Origin of the sequence: Modicisalibacter radicis (assembly GCF_900961225.1) — a bacterium.
In the GTDB taxonomy this organism is placed as follows: Bacteria; Pseudomonadota; Gammaproteobacteria; order Pseudomonadales; family Halomonadaceae; genus Modicisalibacter.
This window is the reverse complement of record NZ_CAAHFN010000053.1, coordinates 63,169-81,419: the sequence shown is the minus strand read 5'-3', so window position 1 is coordinate 81,419 and position 18,251 is coordinate 63,169. Positions and strand designations below refer to the sequence as shown.

The 18,251-nt window shown below is 66.0% G+C and carries 12 protein-coding genes and 1 pseudogene; 10 read left to right on the top strand and 3 right to left on the bottom strand.

Annotated features, from left to right (window positions below; genetic code table 11):
* A partial coding sequence (locus HR9077_RS05610) for a sigma 54-interacting transcriptional regulator (protein WP_136065996.1) occupies window positions 1-793 on the bottom strand: 793 nt, incomplete at its 3' end.
* A gap of 185 nt (window positions 794-978) precedes the next feature.
* On the opposite strand from HR9077_RS05610, the gene ytfE reads away from it, so the two are divergent.
* The 9 genes and pseudogenes from ytfE to nirK all read left to right on the top strand — a co-directional run bounded on the left by ytfE (window position 979) and on the right by nirK (window position 11,740).
* Window positions 979-1,656 carry an iron-sulfur cluster repair protein YtfE gene (gene ytfE, locus HR9077_RS05605; protein WP_136065993.1) on the top strand — a complete coding sequence of 226 codons (678 nt, stop codon included), beginning with the start codon at window positions 979-981 and terminating at the stop codon, window positions 1,654-1,656.
* Window positions 1,649-3,940, top strand: a complete 2,292-nt coding sequence (locus HR9077_RS05600; RefSeq protein WP_136065991.1) for a nitric-oxide reductase large subunit — start codon at window positions 1,649-1,651, stop codon at window positions 3,938-3,940. The genes ytfE and HR9077_RS05600 overlap by 8 nt, the downstream gene beginning before the upstream one ends.
* 242 nt (window positions 3,941-4,182) lie before the next feature.
* A pseudogene (locus HR9077_RS05595) lies at window positions 4,183-6,108 on the top strand (ribonucleoside triphosphate reductase).
* A 48-nt stretch (window positions 6,109-6,156) separates the two neighbouring features.
* Window positions 6,157-6,882, top strand: a complete 726-nt coding sequence (locus HR9077_RS05585; protein WP_136065984.1) for an anaerobic ribonucleoside-triphosphate reductase activating protein — start codon at window positions 6,157-6,159, stop codon at window positions 6,880-6,882.
* A gap of 100 nt (window positions 6,883-6,982) precedes the next feature.
* Window positions 6,983-7,978 (top strand): ubiquinone anaerobic biosynthesis protein UbiU, encoded by a 996-nt coding sequence (ubiU, locus tag HR9077_RS05580; protein WP_136065982.1) that lies wholly within the window; start codon window positions 6,983-6,985, stop codon window positions 7,976-7,978.
* A gap of 14 nt (window positions 7,979-7,992) precedes the next feature.
* On the top strand, window positions 7,993-8,913 hold the full coding sequence (locus HR9077_RS05575) for a U32 family peptidase (RefSeq protein ID WP_136065980.1): 921 nt from the start codon (window positions 7,993-7,995) through the stop codon (window positions 8,911-8,913).
* Between the two features lie 92 nt (window positions 8,914-9,005).
* The gene (locus HR9077_RS05570; RefSeq protein ID WP_244613058.1) at window positions 9,006-9,689 is read left to right on the top strand and encodes an anaerobic ribonucleoside-triphosphate reductase activating protein; all 684 of its coding nucleotides are present in this window, start codon (window positions 9,006-9,008) and stop codon (window positions 9,687-9,689) included.
* A gap of 121 nt (window positions 9,690-9,810) precedes the next feature.
* A complete protein-coding gene (locus HR9077_RS05565; RefSeq protein WP_136065978.1) occupies window positions 9,811-10,200 on the top strand; it encodes a SirB2 family protein in 390 nt (129 codons plus the stop codon).
* Between the two features lie 154 nt (window positions 10,201-10,354).
* Window positions 10,355-11,740, top strand: a complete 1,386-nt coding sequence (gene nirK, locus HR9077_RS05560; protein WP_210725866.1) for a copper-containing nitrite reductase — start codon at window positions 10,355-10,357, stop codon at window positions 11,738-11,740.
* A gap of 78 nt (window positions 11,741-11,818) precedes the next feature.
* On the opposite strand, the gene HR9077_RS05555 is transcribed toward nirK, so the two are convergent.
* Window positions 11,819-13,120, bottom strand: coding sequence for an oxygen-independent coproporphyrinogen III oxidase (locus HR9077_RS05555; protein WP_136065976.1), 1,302 nt, complete (start codon window positions 13,118-13,120; stop codon window positions 11,819-11,821).
* A 101-nt stretch (window positions 13,121-13,221) separates the two neighbouring features.
* The gene (gene fnr, locus HR9077_RS05550; RefSeq protein ID WP_136065974.1) at window positions 13,222-13,968 is read right to left on the bottom strand and encodes a fumarate/nitrate reduction transcriptional regulator Fnr; all 747 of its coding nucleotides are present in this window, start codon (window positions 13,966-13,968) and stop codon (window positions 13,222-13,224) included.
* 501 nt (window positions 13,969-14,469) lie between these two features.
* On the opposite strand from fnr, the gene HR9077_RS05545 reads away from it, so the two are divergent.
* Window positions 14,470-18,237, top strand: a complete 3,768-nt coding sequence (locus HR9077_RS05545) for a nitrate reductase subunit alpha (protein WP_136065971.1) — start codon at window positions 14,470-14,472, stop codon at window positions 18,235-18,237.
* The last annotated feature ends 14 nt before the right edge of the window (window positions 18,238-18,251 follow it).

The window sequence follows — 18,251 nt, the reverse complement described above, 5'->3', positions numbered from 1 at the left end:
CCCCCGAGAAGGCGCCCTTCACATGACCGAACAGCTCGCTTTCGGCCAGCGACTCGGGCAGCGCCGCGCAGTTGACCTGGATCAGCGGGCGGCGCCGACGCCGCGAACGCTGGTGAAGATGGCGGACGAACAACTCCTTGCCGACCCCGGTCTCGCCCGTGATCAGCACGGGCAACTCGGAATCGGCCACCACTTCGAGCTCATCCAGCAGTTGGCGAATGACCGGGCTCTGCCCGATGATCTCCCCCTCCTGGGGTTCACCGATCTCCTTGGCGGTATCGCTTCGCGACAGGCGCAGGCGACGCACGTCCTGCTCCAGGCGGGTCATGCGCACGGCGGCCTCGACCAGCAGGGTGACGCGCTGCAGGTCGTCCCGGGCCTGAGCATCGAAAGTGCCAGGCGTGAGCGCGTCCAGGGTCAATGCCCCCCACAGGCTGCCCTCGACATGCAGGCTGACGCCCATGCAGTCGTGCACCGGCAAGGGATCGCCGATGTGATTGTCGAGCAGCCCGTCGTAAGGGTCGGGCAACGTCGAATCGGGCGGGAAGGCCACCGTCTCGCGCCGGGCGAGAATCGCTGTCAGGCGTGGATGCTGGGCCACCACGAAGCGACGCCCCAGCGCCTCGCGCGTCAGCCCGTCGACCGCCACCGGACACAGCGCATCGTCTTCGAGGCGCAACAATCCCACCGCGCCGCAGCGAAAATATTCGCGCAATGTCCTGACCAGCCGCTGCAGCCGCACCGCGCTGGGCAGTTCGGCGGTGAGGTCGGCAAGCACGACGTCTTCCAGCATGGCAAGGCTCCTGGCGGATCGCAGCGGACAAGAGGCGGGTAAAAACCACCACAGCCGGGTCATTATCACCGCCCACGCGCCGGGTACAATTGACCAGAATCAACAATAGCCAAGAGCAATCAACGGCTTAAAAGTTGGCACGGCACCTGCACTGAAAAGGCACATGCCTATCACAGGAGCACGCCATGACCCTTCTCGACCAGCCCGTCGGCCAGCTGGCCCGCCAACTGCCCGGCGCCACCCGGGTGTTCCACGATTACGGGATCGACTTCTGCTGCGGCGGCCGCGCGACCCTGCGCGACTCGCTGGCCGGCCGCGACGACGATCTGCCCCGCCTCGTCGCCGCCCTGGAATCACTCCCCGCCAGCCAGCCCGGCGAGCAAGACTGGCAGACGGCCGGCACCGGCGAACTGATCGATCACATCCTGACCCGTTACCACGCCGTGCATCGCCAGCAGATGCCCGAACTCATCCGCCTGGCAAGGCGTGTCGAGCACGTCCACGGCGAGCGCCAGGACTGCCCCGGCGGGCTGGCCGAGCTCCTCGAGGGAATGCACCAGGAACTCGAAAGCCACATGCAAAAGGAGGAGAGGATCCTGTTCCCGATGCTCAAGCGTGGCCTCGACCACGATGCGCACGGGCCCATCGCGGTGATGCGTTTCGAACACGACGCGCATGGCGAGGCCCTGGCCCGGCTGATGGCGCTCACCCACGACATCCAGACGCCCAGGGGCGCCTGCACGACCTGGCGCGCGCTGTATGCCGGGCTGCGTGAATTCCGCGAGGACCTGATGCAACACATCCACCTGGAAAACAACGTGCTGTTCGAGCGCGCCGTGACACCGGAGGTTCGCCATGGCTGATTACCGCAAACTCTGGGGGCTGCTGCTGCTGGTCCTGGGCGTCACCTTCGCCCTGCTGGGCTTTTTCGGCAAGGAGGTCTACCGCCAGGCGCCGCCGATTCCCGACCGGGTAGTGACTACGGGCGGCGAGCTCTTGATGACCGAGAAGGGCATCCTCGACGGCCAGACCGCCTGGCAGTCCGTCGGCGGCATGCAGCTCGGCTCGATCTGGGGTCACGGCGCCTACCAGGCGCCGGACTGGACCGCCGACTGGCTGCATCGCGAGCTGATGGCCTGGCTGGAACTGGCCGCCGAGGACACCTATGGAGAGTCCTACGCCTCGCTGAGTCCCAGCGAGCAGAACCGGCTCGAATTCGAACTCGAGCAGGAGTACCGCACCAATACGCTGGACGCCGCCAGCGACACGGTCGTGGTTTCCGAGCGCCGCGCCCGGGCCATGGCCCGGACCGCCGACTACTACAGCCGCCTGTTCAGCGACGATCCCGCACTGCAGGGTAGCCGCGAAAGCTACGCCATGAAGGAGGACACCCTGCCCAGCGCCGAGCGTCGCGCGCAGCTGGCCGACTTCTTCTTCTGGACCGCCTGGGCCGCCGCCACCGAGCGCCCGGGCAGCGAAGCGACCTATACCAACAATTGGCCGCACGAGCCGCTGATCGACAACGTGCCGACCGCGGAAAACATCCTCTGGTCGCTGGCCAGCGTGGTGCTGCTGATTGCCGGTGTCGGCCTGCTGATCTGGGCCTGGGCGTTCCTGCGCAAGGAGGATGAAGCCGAGCCCGAAGCGCCCCTCAAGGACCCGCTGACCAGCGTCGCCCTGACCGCATCCCAGAAGGCGCTGGGCAAGTACCTGCTGCTGGTGGTCGGCCTGTTCATCTTCCAGGTGTTCGTGGGCGGCGCCACCGCTCACTACACCATCGAGGGCCAGAGCTTCTACGGTATCGAGCTGTCCCGCTGGTTCCCCTACACGCTGCTGCGCACCTGGCACATCCAGAGCGCGCTGTTCTGGATCGCCACCGGTTTCCTCGCCGCCGGCCTTTTCCTCGCCCCGATCATCAACGGCGGCAAGGACCCCAGGTTCCAGAAGCTGGGGGTGGACATCCTGTTCTGGGCGCTGGTCGTCGTGGTCGCCGGTTCCTTCACCGGCAACTACCTGGCAATCGCCCAGATCATGCCCGCGGACCTCAACTTCTGGCTGGGCCACCAGGGCTATGAGTACGTCGACCTGGGCCGCCTGTGGCAGATCGGCAAGTTCACCGGTATCGCCTTCTGGCTGGTGTTGATGCTGCGCGGCATCGTGCCCGCCCTGCGTCAGCCCGGCGACAGGCATCTGCTGGCCCTGCTCACCGCCTCGGTGGCCTGCATCGGCCTGTTCTACGGCGCCGGCTTCTTCTACGGCGAGCGCACGAACCTGTCGGTGATGGAGTACTGGCGCTGGTGGATCGTCCACCTGTGGGTGGAAGGCTTCTTCGAAGTGTTCGCCACCACCGCGCTGGCCTTCATCTTCTGCAGCATGGGCCTGGTCTCGCGCCGCATCGCCACCACCGCCAGCCTGGCCTCGGCCTCGCTGTTCATGCTCGGCGGCATTCCCGGCACCTTCCACCACCTGTACTTCGCCGGCACCACCACGCCGGTCATGGCGGTCGGTGCCACCTTCAGCGCCCTGGAAGTCGTGCCGCTGGTGGTGCTCGGCTACGAAGCCTGGGAGCACTGGCGCCTCAAGCAGCGTGCTTCCTGGATGGAGAACGTCAAGTGGCCGCTGCTGTTCTTCGTCGGCGTGGCGTTCTGGAACATGCTCGGTGCCGGCGTGCTCGGCTTCATGATCAATCCGCCGATCGCGCTCTACTACATCCAGGGACTCAACACCACGCCGACCCACGCCCATGCCGCCCTGTTCGGCGTCTACGGCTTCCTGGCGCTGGGCTTCACCCTGCTGGTGCTGCGTTACATCAGGCCGGGGCTGATGTTCAACGACCGTCTGATGAAGGTCGGCTTCTGCTGCCTCAACGCCGGTCTGGCACTTATGCTGTTCACCAGCCTGCTGCCGGTGGGCGTGATCCAGTTCATCGCCAGCGCCAGCGAGGGCCTGTGGTACGCCCGCAGCGAAGCCTTCATGCAGCAGCCACTGCTGGAGACGCTGCGCTGGATCCGCACCGTCGGCGACGTGGTGTTCATCGTCGGCGCCCTGGCCGTGGCCTGGCAGGTCGTCTCCGCGCTGCTCGGCCGTGCGCAGCCTCAGTCGATCGAAAACGCGGACAGCGAGGCCCGGGGCAGCATTTCGGCCTGACCCACGGTCAGGTCGCCCGAGCCGCTTCGAGGAAGGGATGACCCAGGCGGTCATCCTTTCTTCGCTCCGTGCGGTGGTTTCAGGTTCTCGACGGGACCCGTAACCGGAAGGCCGTCCGAGCCAGCCCCATCGATTGATCCTTTCCTGATTTACGTCATGTCTTTTCAGCGCCGAGCCGCCTACGCTCTAATACATCATGTAGTAGCAATTGATAGTTAAAACACCACATATGGGAGAAGACGGTGGCAGAACCTTCCTTGCAGCGCCATCAAACCGTCGACGTCGCCTCGACCGTCGACGAGTACCTGCAGCGCGCCGACTGGCGCATCAATGCCAACGCCAACCAGGGCTACTCCCTGGGCGGGCTTATTCTCAACGCCTCGGGCAAGCTGATCGCCAACTACTGGCTCAACGAGGTCTATCCCGCCGCGGTGGGCTCGGCGCACCGCCAGGGCGACCTGCACATCCACGACCTGGACATGCTCAGCGGCTACTGTGCCGGCTGGTCGCTGCGTACCCTGCTCGCCGAGGGTTTCAACGGCGTGCCGGGGCGGGCGGAGAGCGCACCGCCCCGGCACCTCTCGAGCGCCCTGGGCCAGATGGTCAACTTCCTCGGCACCCTGCAGAACGAATGGGCCGGCGCCCAGGCGTTCAGCTCCTTCGATACCTATCTGGCGCCCTTCGTGCGCAAGGACCGGCTCGACTACCCGGCGGTGAAGCAGGCGGTGCAGGAGTTCATCTACAACCTCAACGTGCCGTCGCGCTGGGGCAGCCAGACCCCCTTCACCAACCTCACCTTCGACTGGACCTGCCCGGCGGATCTGCGCGAGCAGGTACCGATCATCGGCGGCGAGGAGCAGCCCTTCGGCTACGGCGAACTGCAGGCCGAGATGGACCTGCTCAACCGCGCCTACCTGGAGGTGATGGAAGAGGGCGACTGCCGCGGTCGGGTGTTCACCTTCCCGATCCCCACCTACAACATCACCGCGGACTTCGACTGGCAGAGCGACAACGCCGAGCGGCTCTTCGCGCTGACCGCCAAGTACGGCCTGCCCTACTTCCAGAACTTCCTCAATTCCGACCTGGAACCGCACATGGTGCGTTCCATGTGCTGCCGGCTGCAGCTCGACCTAACCGAGCTGCTCAAGCGCGGCAACGGCCTGTTCGGCAGTGCCGAACAGACCGGCTCGCTGGGCGTGGTGACGATCAACTGCGCGCGTCTGGGCCACCGTTTCGCCGGCGACCGGGCGGGGCTGTTCGATGAGCTGGACCGCCTGCTCGAACTCGGCCGCGACAGCCTGGAGATCAAGCGCGAGTGCATCCAGCGGTGGATGGACGACGGCCTCTATCCCTACAGCCAGCGCTATCTGGGCACATTGCGCAACCACTTCTCGACGCTGGGCGTGAACGGCCTCAACGAGATGGTGCGCAACTTCAGCGACGACCGCCTCGACATCGCCGCCCCCGAGGGACAGCAGCTGGCCCTGGCGCTACTGGACCACGTCCGCGAGCGGATGCGCGAGTTCCAGGAAAGCACCGGCCATCTCTACAACCTGGAGGCGACCCCGGCCGAAGGCACCACCCATCGTTTCGCCAGGGAGGACCGCAAGCACTTTCCCGGCATTCTCCAGGCCGGCACGCCAGAGGCCCCCTACTACACCAACTCCAGCCAGTTGCCGGTGGGCCACACCGACGACCCCTTCGAGGCGCTGCTCCATCAGGACCCGCTGCAGACCCGCTATACCGGCGGCACCGTGCTGCACCTCTACATGCGCGAGAAACTCTCCTCGGCACGGGCCTGCAAGCAACTGGTACACACCGCCCTGTCGCGCTTCCGGCTGCCCTACCTCACCGTGACGCCGACCTTCTCGATCTGCCCGGTACACGGCTACCTGGCCGGTGAGCACGAGTTCTGCCCGACGTGCGACGACGCACTTCTGGCAAGACGCGCCGCCCAGGCCGCGACCCCGGCCTGAGGCACCCTCAACCCTGAAAAGGAGCATTGCATGAACCACTCCGTCGAGAACCTGCCCGCCGAACAGCGTCAACGCTGCGAGGTCTGGACCCGCGTGATGGGCTACCACCGCCCGGTCAGCCAGTTCAACCGCGGCAAGCAGTCCGAGCACCGCGAGCGGCGCCACTTCAGCGAGCACGCCGCCACCTCCTGAATCCACCACCATGCCGGGCGTCCACGGGCGCCCGGCCGGGACAGGTCCATGACTGACACCGCTACCCGCCGACCGCGACTGCCCGTGGCCGGCCTCACTGCCATGACCACCCTGGACTACCCCGATCATCTGGCCTGCGTGGTCTTCCTGCAGGGCTGCCCGCTGCGTTGCGGCTACTGCCACAACCCGCAGATGCTCGAGCCGCGCAAGGCCGGCTCCGAGGAGTGGGCCGGGATCGAGGCGTTCCTCGAACGCCGCCAGGGGCTGCTGGAAGCCGTCGTGTTCAGCGGCGGCGAGCCCACACTGCATGCCGGCCTGGCCGAAGCCGCCGAGCGGGCCCACGCCCTGGGCTTCAAGGTCGGGCTGCATACCGCCGGGATCTACCCGCGGCGCTTGCAGGCACTGCTGCCCTGGCTCGACTGGGTGGGGCTTGACGTCAAGGGAGCCGCCACCGATTTCGACCGCATCGTCGGTCGCCCCGGCATGGCGGCCGGCCATGCACGCAGCCTGGCCTTGCTGCTGGAGAGCGGCATTGCCTTCGAGTGCCGCACCACGGTGCATTGGCGCGATTTCGACCTGGCGAGCCTGCGGCGATTGGCGCTCGACCTCGCCGAGCGCGGCGTCGCGCGCTATGCCATCCAGCTGGCGCGCACGGGACAGTGCCTGGACCCCGACTATGCCGCCCCGGCACCGGGGCCGCCTGGCGGCGAGGCCCTGGCATCGCTGCTTGCAACGCTGCGCCCCGCCTTCGAACGGCTCGAACTGCGCAGCTGAACGATCATTCACAGACCGCGCTTCGCCATGACCCGAATCAAAAGGCGAAGTGGAATACTCGACTAGCATGGTCGGGTTTGTAAACCGCGAGGAGAGCGACATGGAACTCGTCTGCCCGGCCGGCAACCTGCCCGCCCTGAAGCGCGCCGTGGACGAGGGAGCCGATGCCGTCTATTTCGGCTTCCAGAATGCCACCAACGCCCGCCAGTTCGCCGGCCTCAACTTCACCGACAGGCGCGCCCGCGAGGGGATCGACTATGCCCATGCCCGCGGCAAGCGGGTGTTCTGCGCCATCAACACCTACCCGCAGCCGGACGGCTGGGCACAGTGGACCCGCGCCGTGGACCAGGCCGCCGATCTCGGCGTCGATGCGCTGATCCTGGCCGACATGGGGCTGCTCGACTACGCCGCCCGGCGCCATTCGGCGCTGCCCCGTCACCTCTCGGTGCAGGGCTCGGCCACCAGCCATGAGGCGCTGCGTTTCTACCATGACCAGTTCGGCATCACCCGCGCCGTGCTGCCGCGGGTGCTCTCCATCACCCAGGTGCGCGACCTGGCCAGGCAGAGCCCGGTGGAACTCGAGGTATTCGCCTTCGGCAGCCTGTGCATCATGGCCGAGGGGCGCTGCTATCTCTCCTCCTACCTCACCGGTGAGTCGCCCAACACCCGCGGCGTCTGCTCGCCGGCGGCCCACGTGCGTTGGGAAGAAACCGCCGAGGGCCTGGAGTCGCGCTTGAACGGCGTGCTGATCGACCGCTACGGCGAGGGCGAGCGGGCCGGTTACCCGACCCTGTGCAAGGGGCGCTTCGAGGTCGGCGGCGAGACCTACCATGCCATCGAGGAGCCCACCAGCCTCAATACCCTGGAACTGCTGCCGGAGCTCGCCGAACTGGGCATCAGCGCGGTGAAGATCGAGGGCCGCCAGCGCAGTCCCGCCTACGTTTCGAAGGTCGCCGGCATCTGGCGCCAGGCCCTGGACCGGCTGGCGAAGTCCCCCGAGCGCTTCCACCCCGACCCCGCCTGGATGGCCGGCCTCGGCGAGGTCTCCGAGGGCGCCACCACCACCCTGGGCGCCTACGAGCGCCGCTGGAAATAGGAAAGGAAAGAATCATGTCCCTACCCGAGACCATGCAGCTGTCGCTGGGGCCGGTGCTCTTCTACTGGACCCGCGAGCGCTATGCCGACTTCTATCGCGAGGCCGCCGACTGGCCGGTGGAGATCGTCTACCTGGGCGAGTCGGTCTGCTCGCGGCGCCGCGACATGAAGCTCGACGACTGGCTGGGACTGGGCCGCGAGCTGACCCAGAGCGGCAAGCAGGTGGTGCTGTCGAGCCAGACGCTGATCGAATCCGAGGCCGATCTGCGCGACCTGCGCCGGTTGTGCGACAACGGCGAGTTTCGCATCGAGGCCAACGACCAGAGCGCCCTGCAGCGCCTGTCCGCCGCCCGCCTGCCCTTCGTCGCCGGCGCCGCGCTCAACCTCTACAACCCCGCGACGATCGCCGTCATGGCCCGCGCCGGCATGCAGCGCTGGCACGCCCCGGTGGAGATGTCGCGCAACGACCTGGCCCGACTGCTCGCCGATTGTCGCAGCGAGGGACTCGACCAGCCCTGCGAAGTGTTCGCCCATGGCCATCTGCCGCTGGCCTGGTCCTCGCGCTGCTTCACCGCCCGGCACCACCGCAAGCCCAAGGACCGCTGCCAGTTCGTCTGCCGGCAACATCCCGAGGGCCTGGCGCTGCGTTCCCAGGAATCGAAGGAGGTCTTCACGCTGAACGGTATCCAGACCCTCTCCGGGGCCTGCCAGGATCTGCGCCACGAGGTGAGCGACATGGCCGGCATGGGCGTTGGCGTGGCGCGCCTCAGCCCGCGCGCCGAGGGCATGGCCGGAGTGGTTGCCGCCTTCGACGCCGCGCGGCGCGGTGAGCTGTCCGCCCCGGACCCGTTGGCCCTGGTCGAGGCCGAGATCTGCGACGGCTACTGGCATGCCCGGCCCGGCATGGACAACAGTCGCGCAACGACGGCCCCATGAACCACTCGATCACGCGCCAGCCCCTTGGCAAAAGCCGGGCAGGCTCGCGCCTGATGGCTATCCGGCAACCCAGTCACACGATGCATGGCCCCATGGAAAACTCCCTGCCCATCGCCGGCCTGACGCTCCCGACCCTACAGGAATTTCCCGGGTGCCGAGCCTGTACGGTCTTCCTGCAAGGTCCTCCTTCGCGGCACGGGTACGGCCACTATCGGTGGATGATCGCGCAGCGACGCGGGGAGCTCCATGCATGGCCGGCTGTCCGCGATCTTCTCGATCGCCGCCACGACCAGGTGGACGGAGTGGTGATCAGCGGTGGCGAACCGACCCGCCACCACGGGCTCAACGCGGTACTCCGCGACATCAAGGCACACGGCTTCGCCAGCGGGTTGCATACCTCGGGGCTCTATCCGCGGCGCCTGGCAGAGGCACTTCCCTGGCTGGATTGGGTCAGGCTCGATATCAAGGGCTGGGGCATGAGCGCCGGGCTCACCCGTCGGCAACGAAGCATCTGGCGCCGAAACGTGCAGAGCCTGGCGTTGCTGCTGGACAGCGATATCGAACTGGAGTGCCGCATCACCCTGCACTGGCGGGCCTTTTCGCTGCGTGACCTGGAGAGGCTGGCCATGTCGCTGGCCGATTGCGGCGTACGCCATCTTGTCCTGCAGCAGTGCATCTATACGCTGTCGCCGGATGGCGCTCCTTCGGATCGCGCCGTGGATTCGCTGGCCTCGCGACTGGCGGCGCATTTCGAACGTGTCACGGTGCGCCGCTAATGGCCGGTATCCGTCTGCCCCGGACGACCGATGTCACTTGCAATCATTCTTCTTTGCTAGTCGCCTCCCCCTGACCTGGCATGACAGGCTGGAAGGCGGCCATTTCCTGGCGGAGGGCCGCGTGGACTATTTCCTGATCAAGCACATCCACATGACTGCCGCCGGCCTCAGCCTGGCGCTGTTCATCCTGCGCGCCTGGTGGTCGGTTCGGCAGTCGCCGCAACTCCGGCGACGCTGGGTCAAGGTGCTGCCACACCTGATCGACACCGTGCTGCTGGCGGCGGGGGTCGCGCTGATGATCATGCTGCGCGCCTGGCCGACCCAGCAACCGTGGCTGGCGGCCAAGCTGATCGGCCTGGTGGCCTACATCGTCGTTGGCACCCTGGCCATCAAGCGCGGCAGGACAGCGACCATTCGTGCCGTGGCGTCACTCGTAGCCATCGTCATCTTCCTGTACATCGTCGGCGCGGCGATGAATCACCATCCACTTTCCTGGCTGGCAGGTGTCTGAGACTTCGTCGCCATGCCGACGCCGGCGCCCCTCGCGAACACGCGGTCGAACCCTCGAAGCGGGCTCCTTGAGACGAATCAATAATGGGCGCCCTTCGCGATGCTAACGTGGAGCGTATTTCAAGATTGTCCCAGCAGGGCAAGGATAAGACCTCATGAATAGAGTTCCCCGTCGGTTGATTGCTGGCATGCTTGTGCTGTTGACCGGACTGGCGTGCGCAACCGGCTTCGCGGCGCCCGAGGGCGAGCCGGTTCCCGGCGATGCGACGCCGGACGTGAGCTACACGCTGCGTACCGCGCTCACTGACGGCCGATTGGCATTCGTCGGCGCCACCGGCTCCATAAAGGGGCAGGTCAATCCCGACCTGAGCGCTCCCGAGGGCGCCATCGTCCGGATCAAGCTGATCAATGGGGACGGCGTCATCCACGATATCGTGGTACCCGAGTTCGGTGCCGATTCGGGAAAGATCAGCACCCGGGGGGCGGCCACCACGATCGTCTTCAAGGCCGACAGGAACGGGACCTTCACGTACTACTGCTCGCTGCCCGGCCACAAGGCGATGGGTATGCTCGGCCGCCTTGTCGTTGGCGAAGCACGGGAAACGTTGGCTGACGACACGGGCACCATCGCGCAGGACCCCACGGCGGTGGGCCAGCCGGTCGGCACGCGCGCGCCTCGGCATGTCACGCTTGACCTGGAAACCAGCGAGGTCGTCGGCCGGCTTGCCGATGGCTCCAGCTACAGCTACTGGACCTTCGATGGCAAGGTGCCCGGCCCCTTGCTGCGTGTGCGGGTCGGCGACCGGGTGACCGTCAACCTGAGCAACGACGAGCGCAGCGAACATGTTCATTCGATCGACCTGCATGCCGCCACCGGCCCCGGTGGCGGCGCAGCGGTCACGCAGGTTGCCCCGGGCCAAACCCGGCACTTTACCTTCAAGGCCCTGGCACCGGGGCTCTATGTCTATCACTGCGCCACGCCGATGGTCGCTCAGCATATCGCCAACGGCATGTACGGCATGATCCTGGTCGAGCCCGAAGACGGTCTGCCGCCGGTGGACAGGGAGTTCTATGTCATGCAGGGCGAGCTCTACACCCGCGAACGCCACGGCAGCCCAGGACTACAGGAGCTATCGCTCGACAAGCTGCTCGACGAGCGTCCCGAGTATTTCACGTTCAACGGCGCGGTGGGCGCCCTGACCGAAACCCACGAGCTGCAAGCCCAGGTCGGCGATACCGTGCGCATCTTCTTCGGCGTCGGCGGCCCCAACGCGACATCGAGCTTTCATGTGATCGGCGAGACATTCGACAGGGTTTACAGCCAGGGGTCGTTGACCAGCCCGCCATTGACCGACGTGCAGACCACGACGGTCGCCCCGGGCGGCGCCGTCATGGTCGAATTCAAGGTCGACTACCCGGGCAGGTACAAGCTTGTCGATCACGCTCTGGCCCGGGTCGAGAAAGGCCTCGTGGGCTTTCTGACGGTGCACGGCGACAGCAACGACGAGATCTTCCAGGCCCCGCACGATCTCGCGCATTGAGGGCCGATCATCGACTGCCGGCAGATCCCTCTCCAGGACGACGGCACAATCTGCACCATAGCAACTTATCGGCGCCGATCAGATCATCTGCAAGTATCGGGGCCGCGGATCGCCGAAGGCGCCGTCGAAGATCATGGCGAGACGGTTCGTCAGCAACCGTCCCGATGGCGTCAGCGCCATGCCATCGCGTCGGATGTCGACCAGGCCATCGCCGGCCATCTCCTGCAGGGCCTGCAACTCCGGCGCAAAATAGTTGCGGAATACGATGCGATGACGTTTCTCGATAGTCGCATAACGTACGCTGCCCCTTGCCATGAGGTGCTGGATGACATCGTTCCTCACCCGGTCATCGGCGTTCAGCTCATAGCCCCGGCAGACGGCCAGCTCACCGGCATCCAGGCGGGCGTGATAGTCCGACAGTTCCCGTGCATTCTGGTAGTACCCATCGGCGACATGGCTGATCGCACCGGCCCCGAGCCCGATACAGTCGGTCTCATGCTCGAGTTCATCGCGACACGCGCTGATCGACGAGTCGTTTGCCAGTAGAAAGCGCCCCGTGCCTGCATGCTCGTACCCCTCCCGGGCCAGTCGCTCCACGCCCTGTGCAAGGAGGCCCAGGGTGGCATGGCGCATGGGCGTGCCGCTCTGATCGCCCGCTGCCGAAGCGCCGGGAAACCCTGGCCAGGCGACTGTGCAGCGGCCTGCTTCGCGAGACAGACTGATACGCTCTGGGCGCAGGCATACCAGGCCTTCGAGCAGTGCCGAGAAACCCGCTGACGTCCGCCCAGGCAGTCGCAGCCCCAGCTCGACAGTGGGCGGGTAAAGATAAGCGGGGCGAGCCGTGGATTTGATCTCGAGCAAGCGATCCACCGCCGAAGCCCCGGCGCCCCGCATATCGATAGCGAGCCGGTTGAAGCCCAGGGCAATCAGATCGGTCAGACGCTGCGGTGACAGACCGTCCGGACCGATGCGCAGCGCAAAGACCCTGTCGCGGCTGCGCTTCAGCCCGAAATGGCGATGCAGCTCGGTAAGCAGACCGGCCAACTGGTCGTCGTCAAGACGCCTCACTCCACCCCCGGCCAGAACAAGCCGCTCGATTCGACGATCGTCATCGAACAGGCTTCCCTGAATTGCCATTTCACGCTTGAGACAAGCCAGGTAACGAGTCGCCCCGTCGGCCTCGTGCCCCAACCCGGCGGGCACATGAACATGGACCGTCAATGGCTTGGGGATGGGGTCTTCGTTGCTGCCATGCGCCGCCAGCCGGTAATCGGCTACCGTGAGCTTTTCAGGAAAGCGGACCAGGCCGGGAAAGATTCCGTAGTCCGGAGCCGGCCGATCATGCTTGTCCAGGAGAACGGGATCGAGGGAGCGGGTCATTTCGATTACCAGAGCGAGTATATCCAGACTCACTCTAGCGCCCGCTGCGGGCGGCCAGGTTGACTGAAGTCACGCCGTCACGCGATGCATCCCGCTCGCGCTCAGGCCCGCGCCACCTGCGAGCCTTCCGCGCCGAAGGCCAGTGCCTGCATCGCGCCGCTATCGACGATCTCGATCTCCTTTCCGGCGATGCCGACCAGGCCCTGCTCCTCCAGGCGGCGGAAGGTGCGACTCATGGTCTCGGGCACCAGGCCCAGGTAGTTGCCCAGGTCGAGGCGCGACATCGGCAGGCGAAAGCGCAGCGCCGAGAGACCCCGTTCGGCGAAGCGCTCCGAGAACTTGAGCAGCACGACGGCCAGGCGCTGTTCGGCGGAACGACGCGAGAGTAGATGATTGGTGCTCTGCTCGGCGAGCAGTTCGCGGCTCATGATGCGCATCAGCCGATGCTGCAGGGACGGCGTGCGATCGCTCAGGGTTTCCAGTTCGGCGTAGGGAATCTCGCAGATGCTGGCCGTTTCCAGGGCGATCGCGCTCGACGGGTGATCCCGCGAGACGATGGCATCCAGGCCGATGACTTCACCCGGCAGATGAAACCCCGAGATATGTTCGTCGCCATTGGCCATCAGGGTCGAGGTCTTCACGGCCCCGGTGCGCACCGCGTAGATCGAGTTGAACCGCTGCCCGGCCTGGAACAGATAGTCACCCCGGGATACCGGCTTGCGACGCTGCACGATCCCTTCCAGCTTGCCGATGTCATCCTTCGGCAGGTTGTCGGGCAGGCACAGCGTGCGCAGGCGACAGTTGTGGCAGCTATCGCGCGATTCGCTCAGCGTGGCAATGCGGGTCATGGCGTGTTTCTCCTTCCTGCGGGGGTTCCGCAACATCATGCCCCTGATGCTACCTAATACCCGCTCCGACCCCGATAGCCCTTTGGAGGTAGCCGGGGTGATATTGCGAGGTAAGCGAGCAGATGCCCGGCATCCTGCCCCGTTCACCGCACGCCTCCGATAGCAGTGGAGAACATGACCTACCCCGAATGCGCCGGAAACCGGGCAGCCGTCGATCAGAACCGGCAAAGGAGCCACGAATATTCATATCAATCAGCAGCTTGGGTCATTACCCCTCACTACCTCCTAAGGAGTAGCCAGGCTACCCTCGCCATGGCACCCCACCGCGCAACTTGACTGAAATCAAAATCGACCCCGCACGGGCTCCTTATGGTGGGTGCAGTTCAAGCATGGGAGGTTCGCCATGGCAAGCCAGCTGGCGCAGCCACACCTCTTGGCCCCGGCGATGTGACCGAGACGACTCCCTGACTCCTGACCGGACTCCATAGAGGGCAAGATACAATGAGCCATTTTCTCGACCGACTGCAGTATCTGGGCAAGCCCCGTGAGGCATTTGCCAATGGCCATGGCGAGACCCGCGACGAAACCCGCGACTGGGAAGACGGCTATCGCGCTCGCTGGCAGCACGACAAGGTCGTGCGCTCCACCCACGGGGTGAACTGTACCGGCTCCTGCAGCTGGAAGATCTATGTCAAGAACGGCCTGGTCACCTGGGAAACCCAGCAGACCGACTACCCGCGCACCCGCCCCGACCTGCCCAATCACGAACCGCGCGGCTGCCCGCGCGGCGCCAGCTATTCCTGGTACCTCTACAGCGCCAACCGTCTCAAGTACCCGCTGGTGCGCAAGCGCCTGATCAAGCTGTGGCGCGAGGCGCTGGCCCAGCACGTCGATCCGGTGCTGGCCTGGGCCTCCATCGTCGAGAACCCCGAGAAGACCGCGCAGTACAAGAAGGTTCGCGGCATGGGCGGCTTCGTAAGGGCCGACTGGGACGAGCTGGAAACCCTGATCGCGGCGTCCAACGTCTACACCGCCAAGCAGTACGGCCCGGACCGCATCATCGGCTTCTCGCCGATCCCGGCGATGTCGATGGTCTCCTATGCCGCCGGCGCGCGCTACCTGTCGCTGATCGGCGGGGTGTGCCTGTCGTTCTACGACTGGTACTGCGATCTGCCGCCGGCCTCGCCGATGACCTGGGGCGAGCAGACCGACGTGCCCGAGTCCGCCGACTGGTACAACTCGAACTACATCATCGCCTGGGGCTCCAACGTCCCGCAGACGCGCACCCCCGATGCCCACTTCTTCACCGAGGTGCGCTACAAGGGCACCAAGACCGTCGCCATCACCCCGGACTATGCCGAGGTCGCCAAGCTGTGCGACGAGTGGCTGAGCCCCAAGCAGGGTACCGACGCGGCACTGGCGATGGCCATGGGCCACGTGATCCTCAAGGAATTCCACCTCGACAGGCCCAGCGCCTACTTCACCGACTACGTGCGTCGCTATACCGACATGCCGTTCCTGGTCGAGCTGGAAGCGCGCGAGGACGGCAGCTTCGCCCCCGGCAAGCAGCTGCGCGCCAGCGACTTCGACGCCAACCTGGGCCAGGACAACAACCCGGATTGGAAGACCGTGGCCTGGGACGCGACCGGCAATCGCCTGGTGGTACCGCGCGGCTCCATCGGCTTCCGCTGGGGCGAGAAGGAAGGCGGCGAAGGCCGCTGGAACCTCGAGCCGCTCGACGCCGAGGGCAATGATGTCTCCCTGCAGCTGTCGCTGGCCGAGAGCCATGACAGCGTCGCCAGGGTCGGCTTCCCCTACTTCGGCGGCATCGCCCACGAACACTTCGATCATGTCGCCGGCAACGACGTGCTCTATCACAACCTGCCGGCCAAGCGCCTGGCGCTGGCCGACGGTCGCGAGGTGCTGGCGGTGACCGTGTTCGACCTGATGGTCGCCAACTACGGCATCGACCGCGGCCTGGGCGCCGAGGGCGAGGACGACGGCGCCACCGCCTACGACCAGGTGCGTCCGTACACCCCCGCCTGGCAGGAGCGGATAACCGGCGTGCCCGCCGCGCAGGCCATCCGTCTGGCGCGAGAGTTCGCGGACACCGCCGACAAGACCCATGGCCGCAGCATGATCATCGTCGGTGCCGGGATGAACCACTGGTACCACATGGACATGAACTACCGCGGCCTGATCAACATGCTGATCCTGTGCGGTTGCATCGGCCAGAGCGGCGGCGGCTGGGCGCACTACGTGGGCCAGGAGAAGCTGCGCCCGCAGACCGGCTGGACCCCGCTGGCCTTCGGCCTCGACTGGCAGCGTCCGCCGCGTCACATGAACGGCACTTCGTTCTTCTACAACCACTCCAGCCAGTGGCGCTACGAGAAGCTCGAGATCAGCGAACTGCTCTCGCCCATGGCGCGTCGCGAGGACTTCTCGGGCAGCCTGATCGACTTCAACGTGCGTGCCGAGCGCATGGGATGGCTGCCCTCCGCGCCGCAGCTCGACACCAACCCGCTGCAGCTCGCCGAGGCCGCCCGCGTCGCCGGTGTCGATCCGGCCGACTATGTGGTCGCCCAGCTCAAGAGCGGCAACCTGCGCTTCGCCGCCGAGGACCCGGACAGCCCGCAGAACTTCCCGCGCAACCTGTTCGTGTGGCGCTCCAACCTGCTCGGCTCCTCCGGCAAGGGCCACGAGTACATGCTCAAGTACCTGCTGGGTACCAAGCATGGCCTGCAGGGCAAGGATCTGGGCGACACGGACGGCACGCTGCCCGAGGAAGTCACCTGGCACGAGGACGCGCCGGAGGGCAAGGTCGACCTGCTGGTGACCCTGGACTTCCGCATGTCCACCACCTGTCTCTATTCCGACGTGGTACTGCCGACGGCGACCTGGTACGAGAAGGACGACCTCAACACCTCGGACATGCACCCGTTCATCCACCCGCTGACCGCGGCCACCGATCCGGCCTGGGAAGCGCGCAGCGACTGGGACATCTACAAGGGCATCGCCAAGGCGTTCTCCAGGGTCTGCGAGGGTCACCTGGGCCAGGAGACCGACATCGTCACCCTGCCCATGCAGCACGACTCGCCGGCAGAACTGGCCCAGGCCGAGGTCAAGGACTGGAAGAAAGGCGAATGCGAGCCGATTCCCGGCAAGACCCTGCCGCACCTGATCGCGGTGCAGCGTGACTATCCGGCGACCTATGAGCGCTTCACCTCGGTGGGCCCGCTGCTCGACACCCTGGGCAACGGCGGCAAGGGCATCAGTTGGCAGACCCAGCCCGAAGTCGAGCTGCTCGGCAAGCTCAACCAGCGCAAGAGCGAGGGCCCGGCCGAAGGCCGACCCAGGATCGAGACGGCCATCGATGCCGCCGAGATGATCCTGACGCTGGCTCCCGAGACCAACGGCAACGTGGCGGTCAAGGCCTGGAATGCGCTGTCGAAGATCACCGGCCGCGAGCACGCCCACCTGGCGCTGCCCAAGCACGAGGAGAAGATCCGCTTTCGCGACATCGTCGCCCAGCCACGCAAGATCATCTCCAGCCCCACCTGGTCGGGGCTCGAGGACGAGCACGTGTCGTACAACGCGGGTTACACCAATGTCCACGAACTGATTCCGTGGCGCACCGTGACCGGCCGCCAGCAGTTCTATCAGGATCACCCCTGGATGCGTGCCTTCGGCGAGAGCCTGCTGGTCTACCGCCCGCCGATCAACACCAAGGCGATGACCGGCATCACGGAGCACAAGAGCAACGGCAACCCCGAGATCGCGCTGAACTGGATCACCCCGCACCAGAAGTGGGGCATTCACTCCACTTACAGCGACAACCTGCTGATGCTGACGCTGTCGCGCGGTGGCCCCATCGTCTGGCTGTCCGAAGACGACGCACGCGCCATCGGCGTGGAGGACAACGACTGGATCGAGCTGTACAACGCCAACGGCGCGATCGCCGCCCGGGCGGTGGTCAGCCAGCGGGTCAAGAACGGCATGGCGATGATGTACCACGCCCAGGAGCGCATCGTGAACGTGCCCGGATCGGAAGTGACCGGCACCCGCGGCGGCATCCACAACTCGGTGACCCGCGTGTGCCCCAAGCCGACTCACATGATCGGCGGCTACGCCCAGTTGTCCTACAGCTTCAACTACTACGGCACCGTGGGTTCCAACCGTGACGAATTCGTCATCGTGCGCAAGATGCACCATGTCGACTGGCTGGACGGCGAAGGCAACGACAGCGTGCAGAGTAAAGTGGAAGGCTGAAGCTTCCTCGCCCG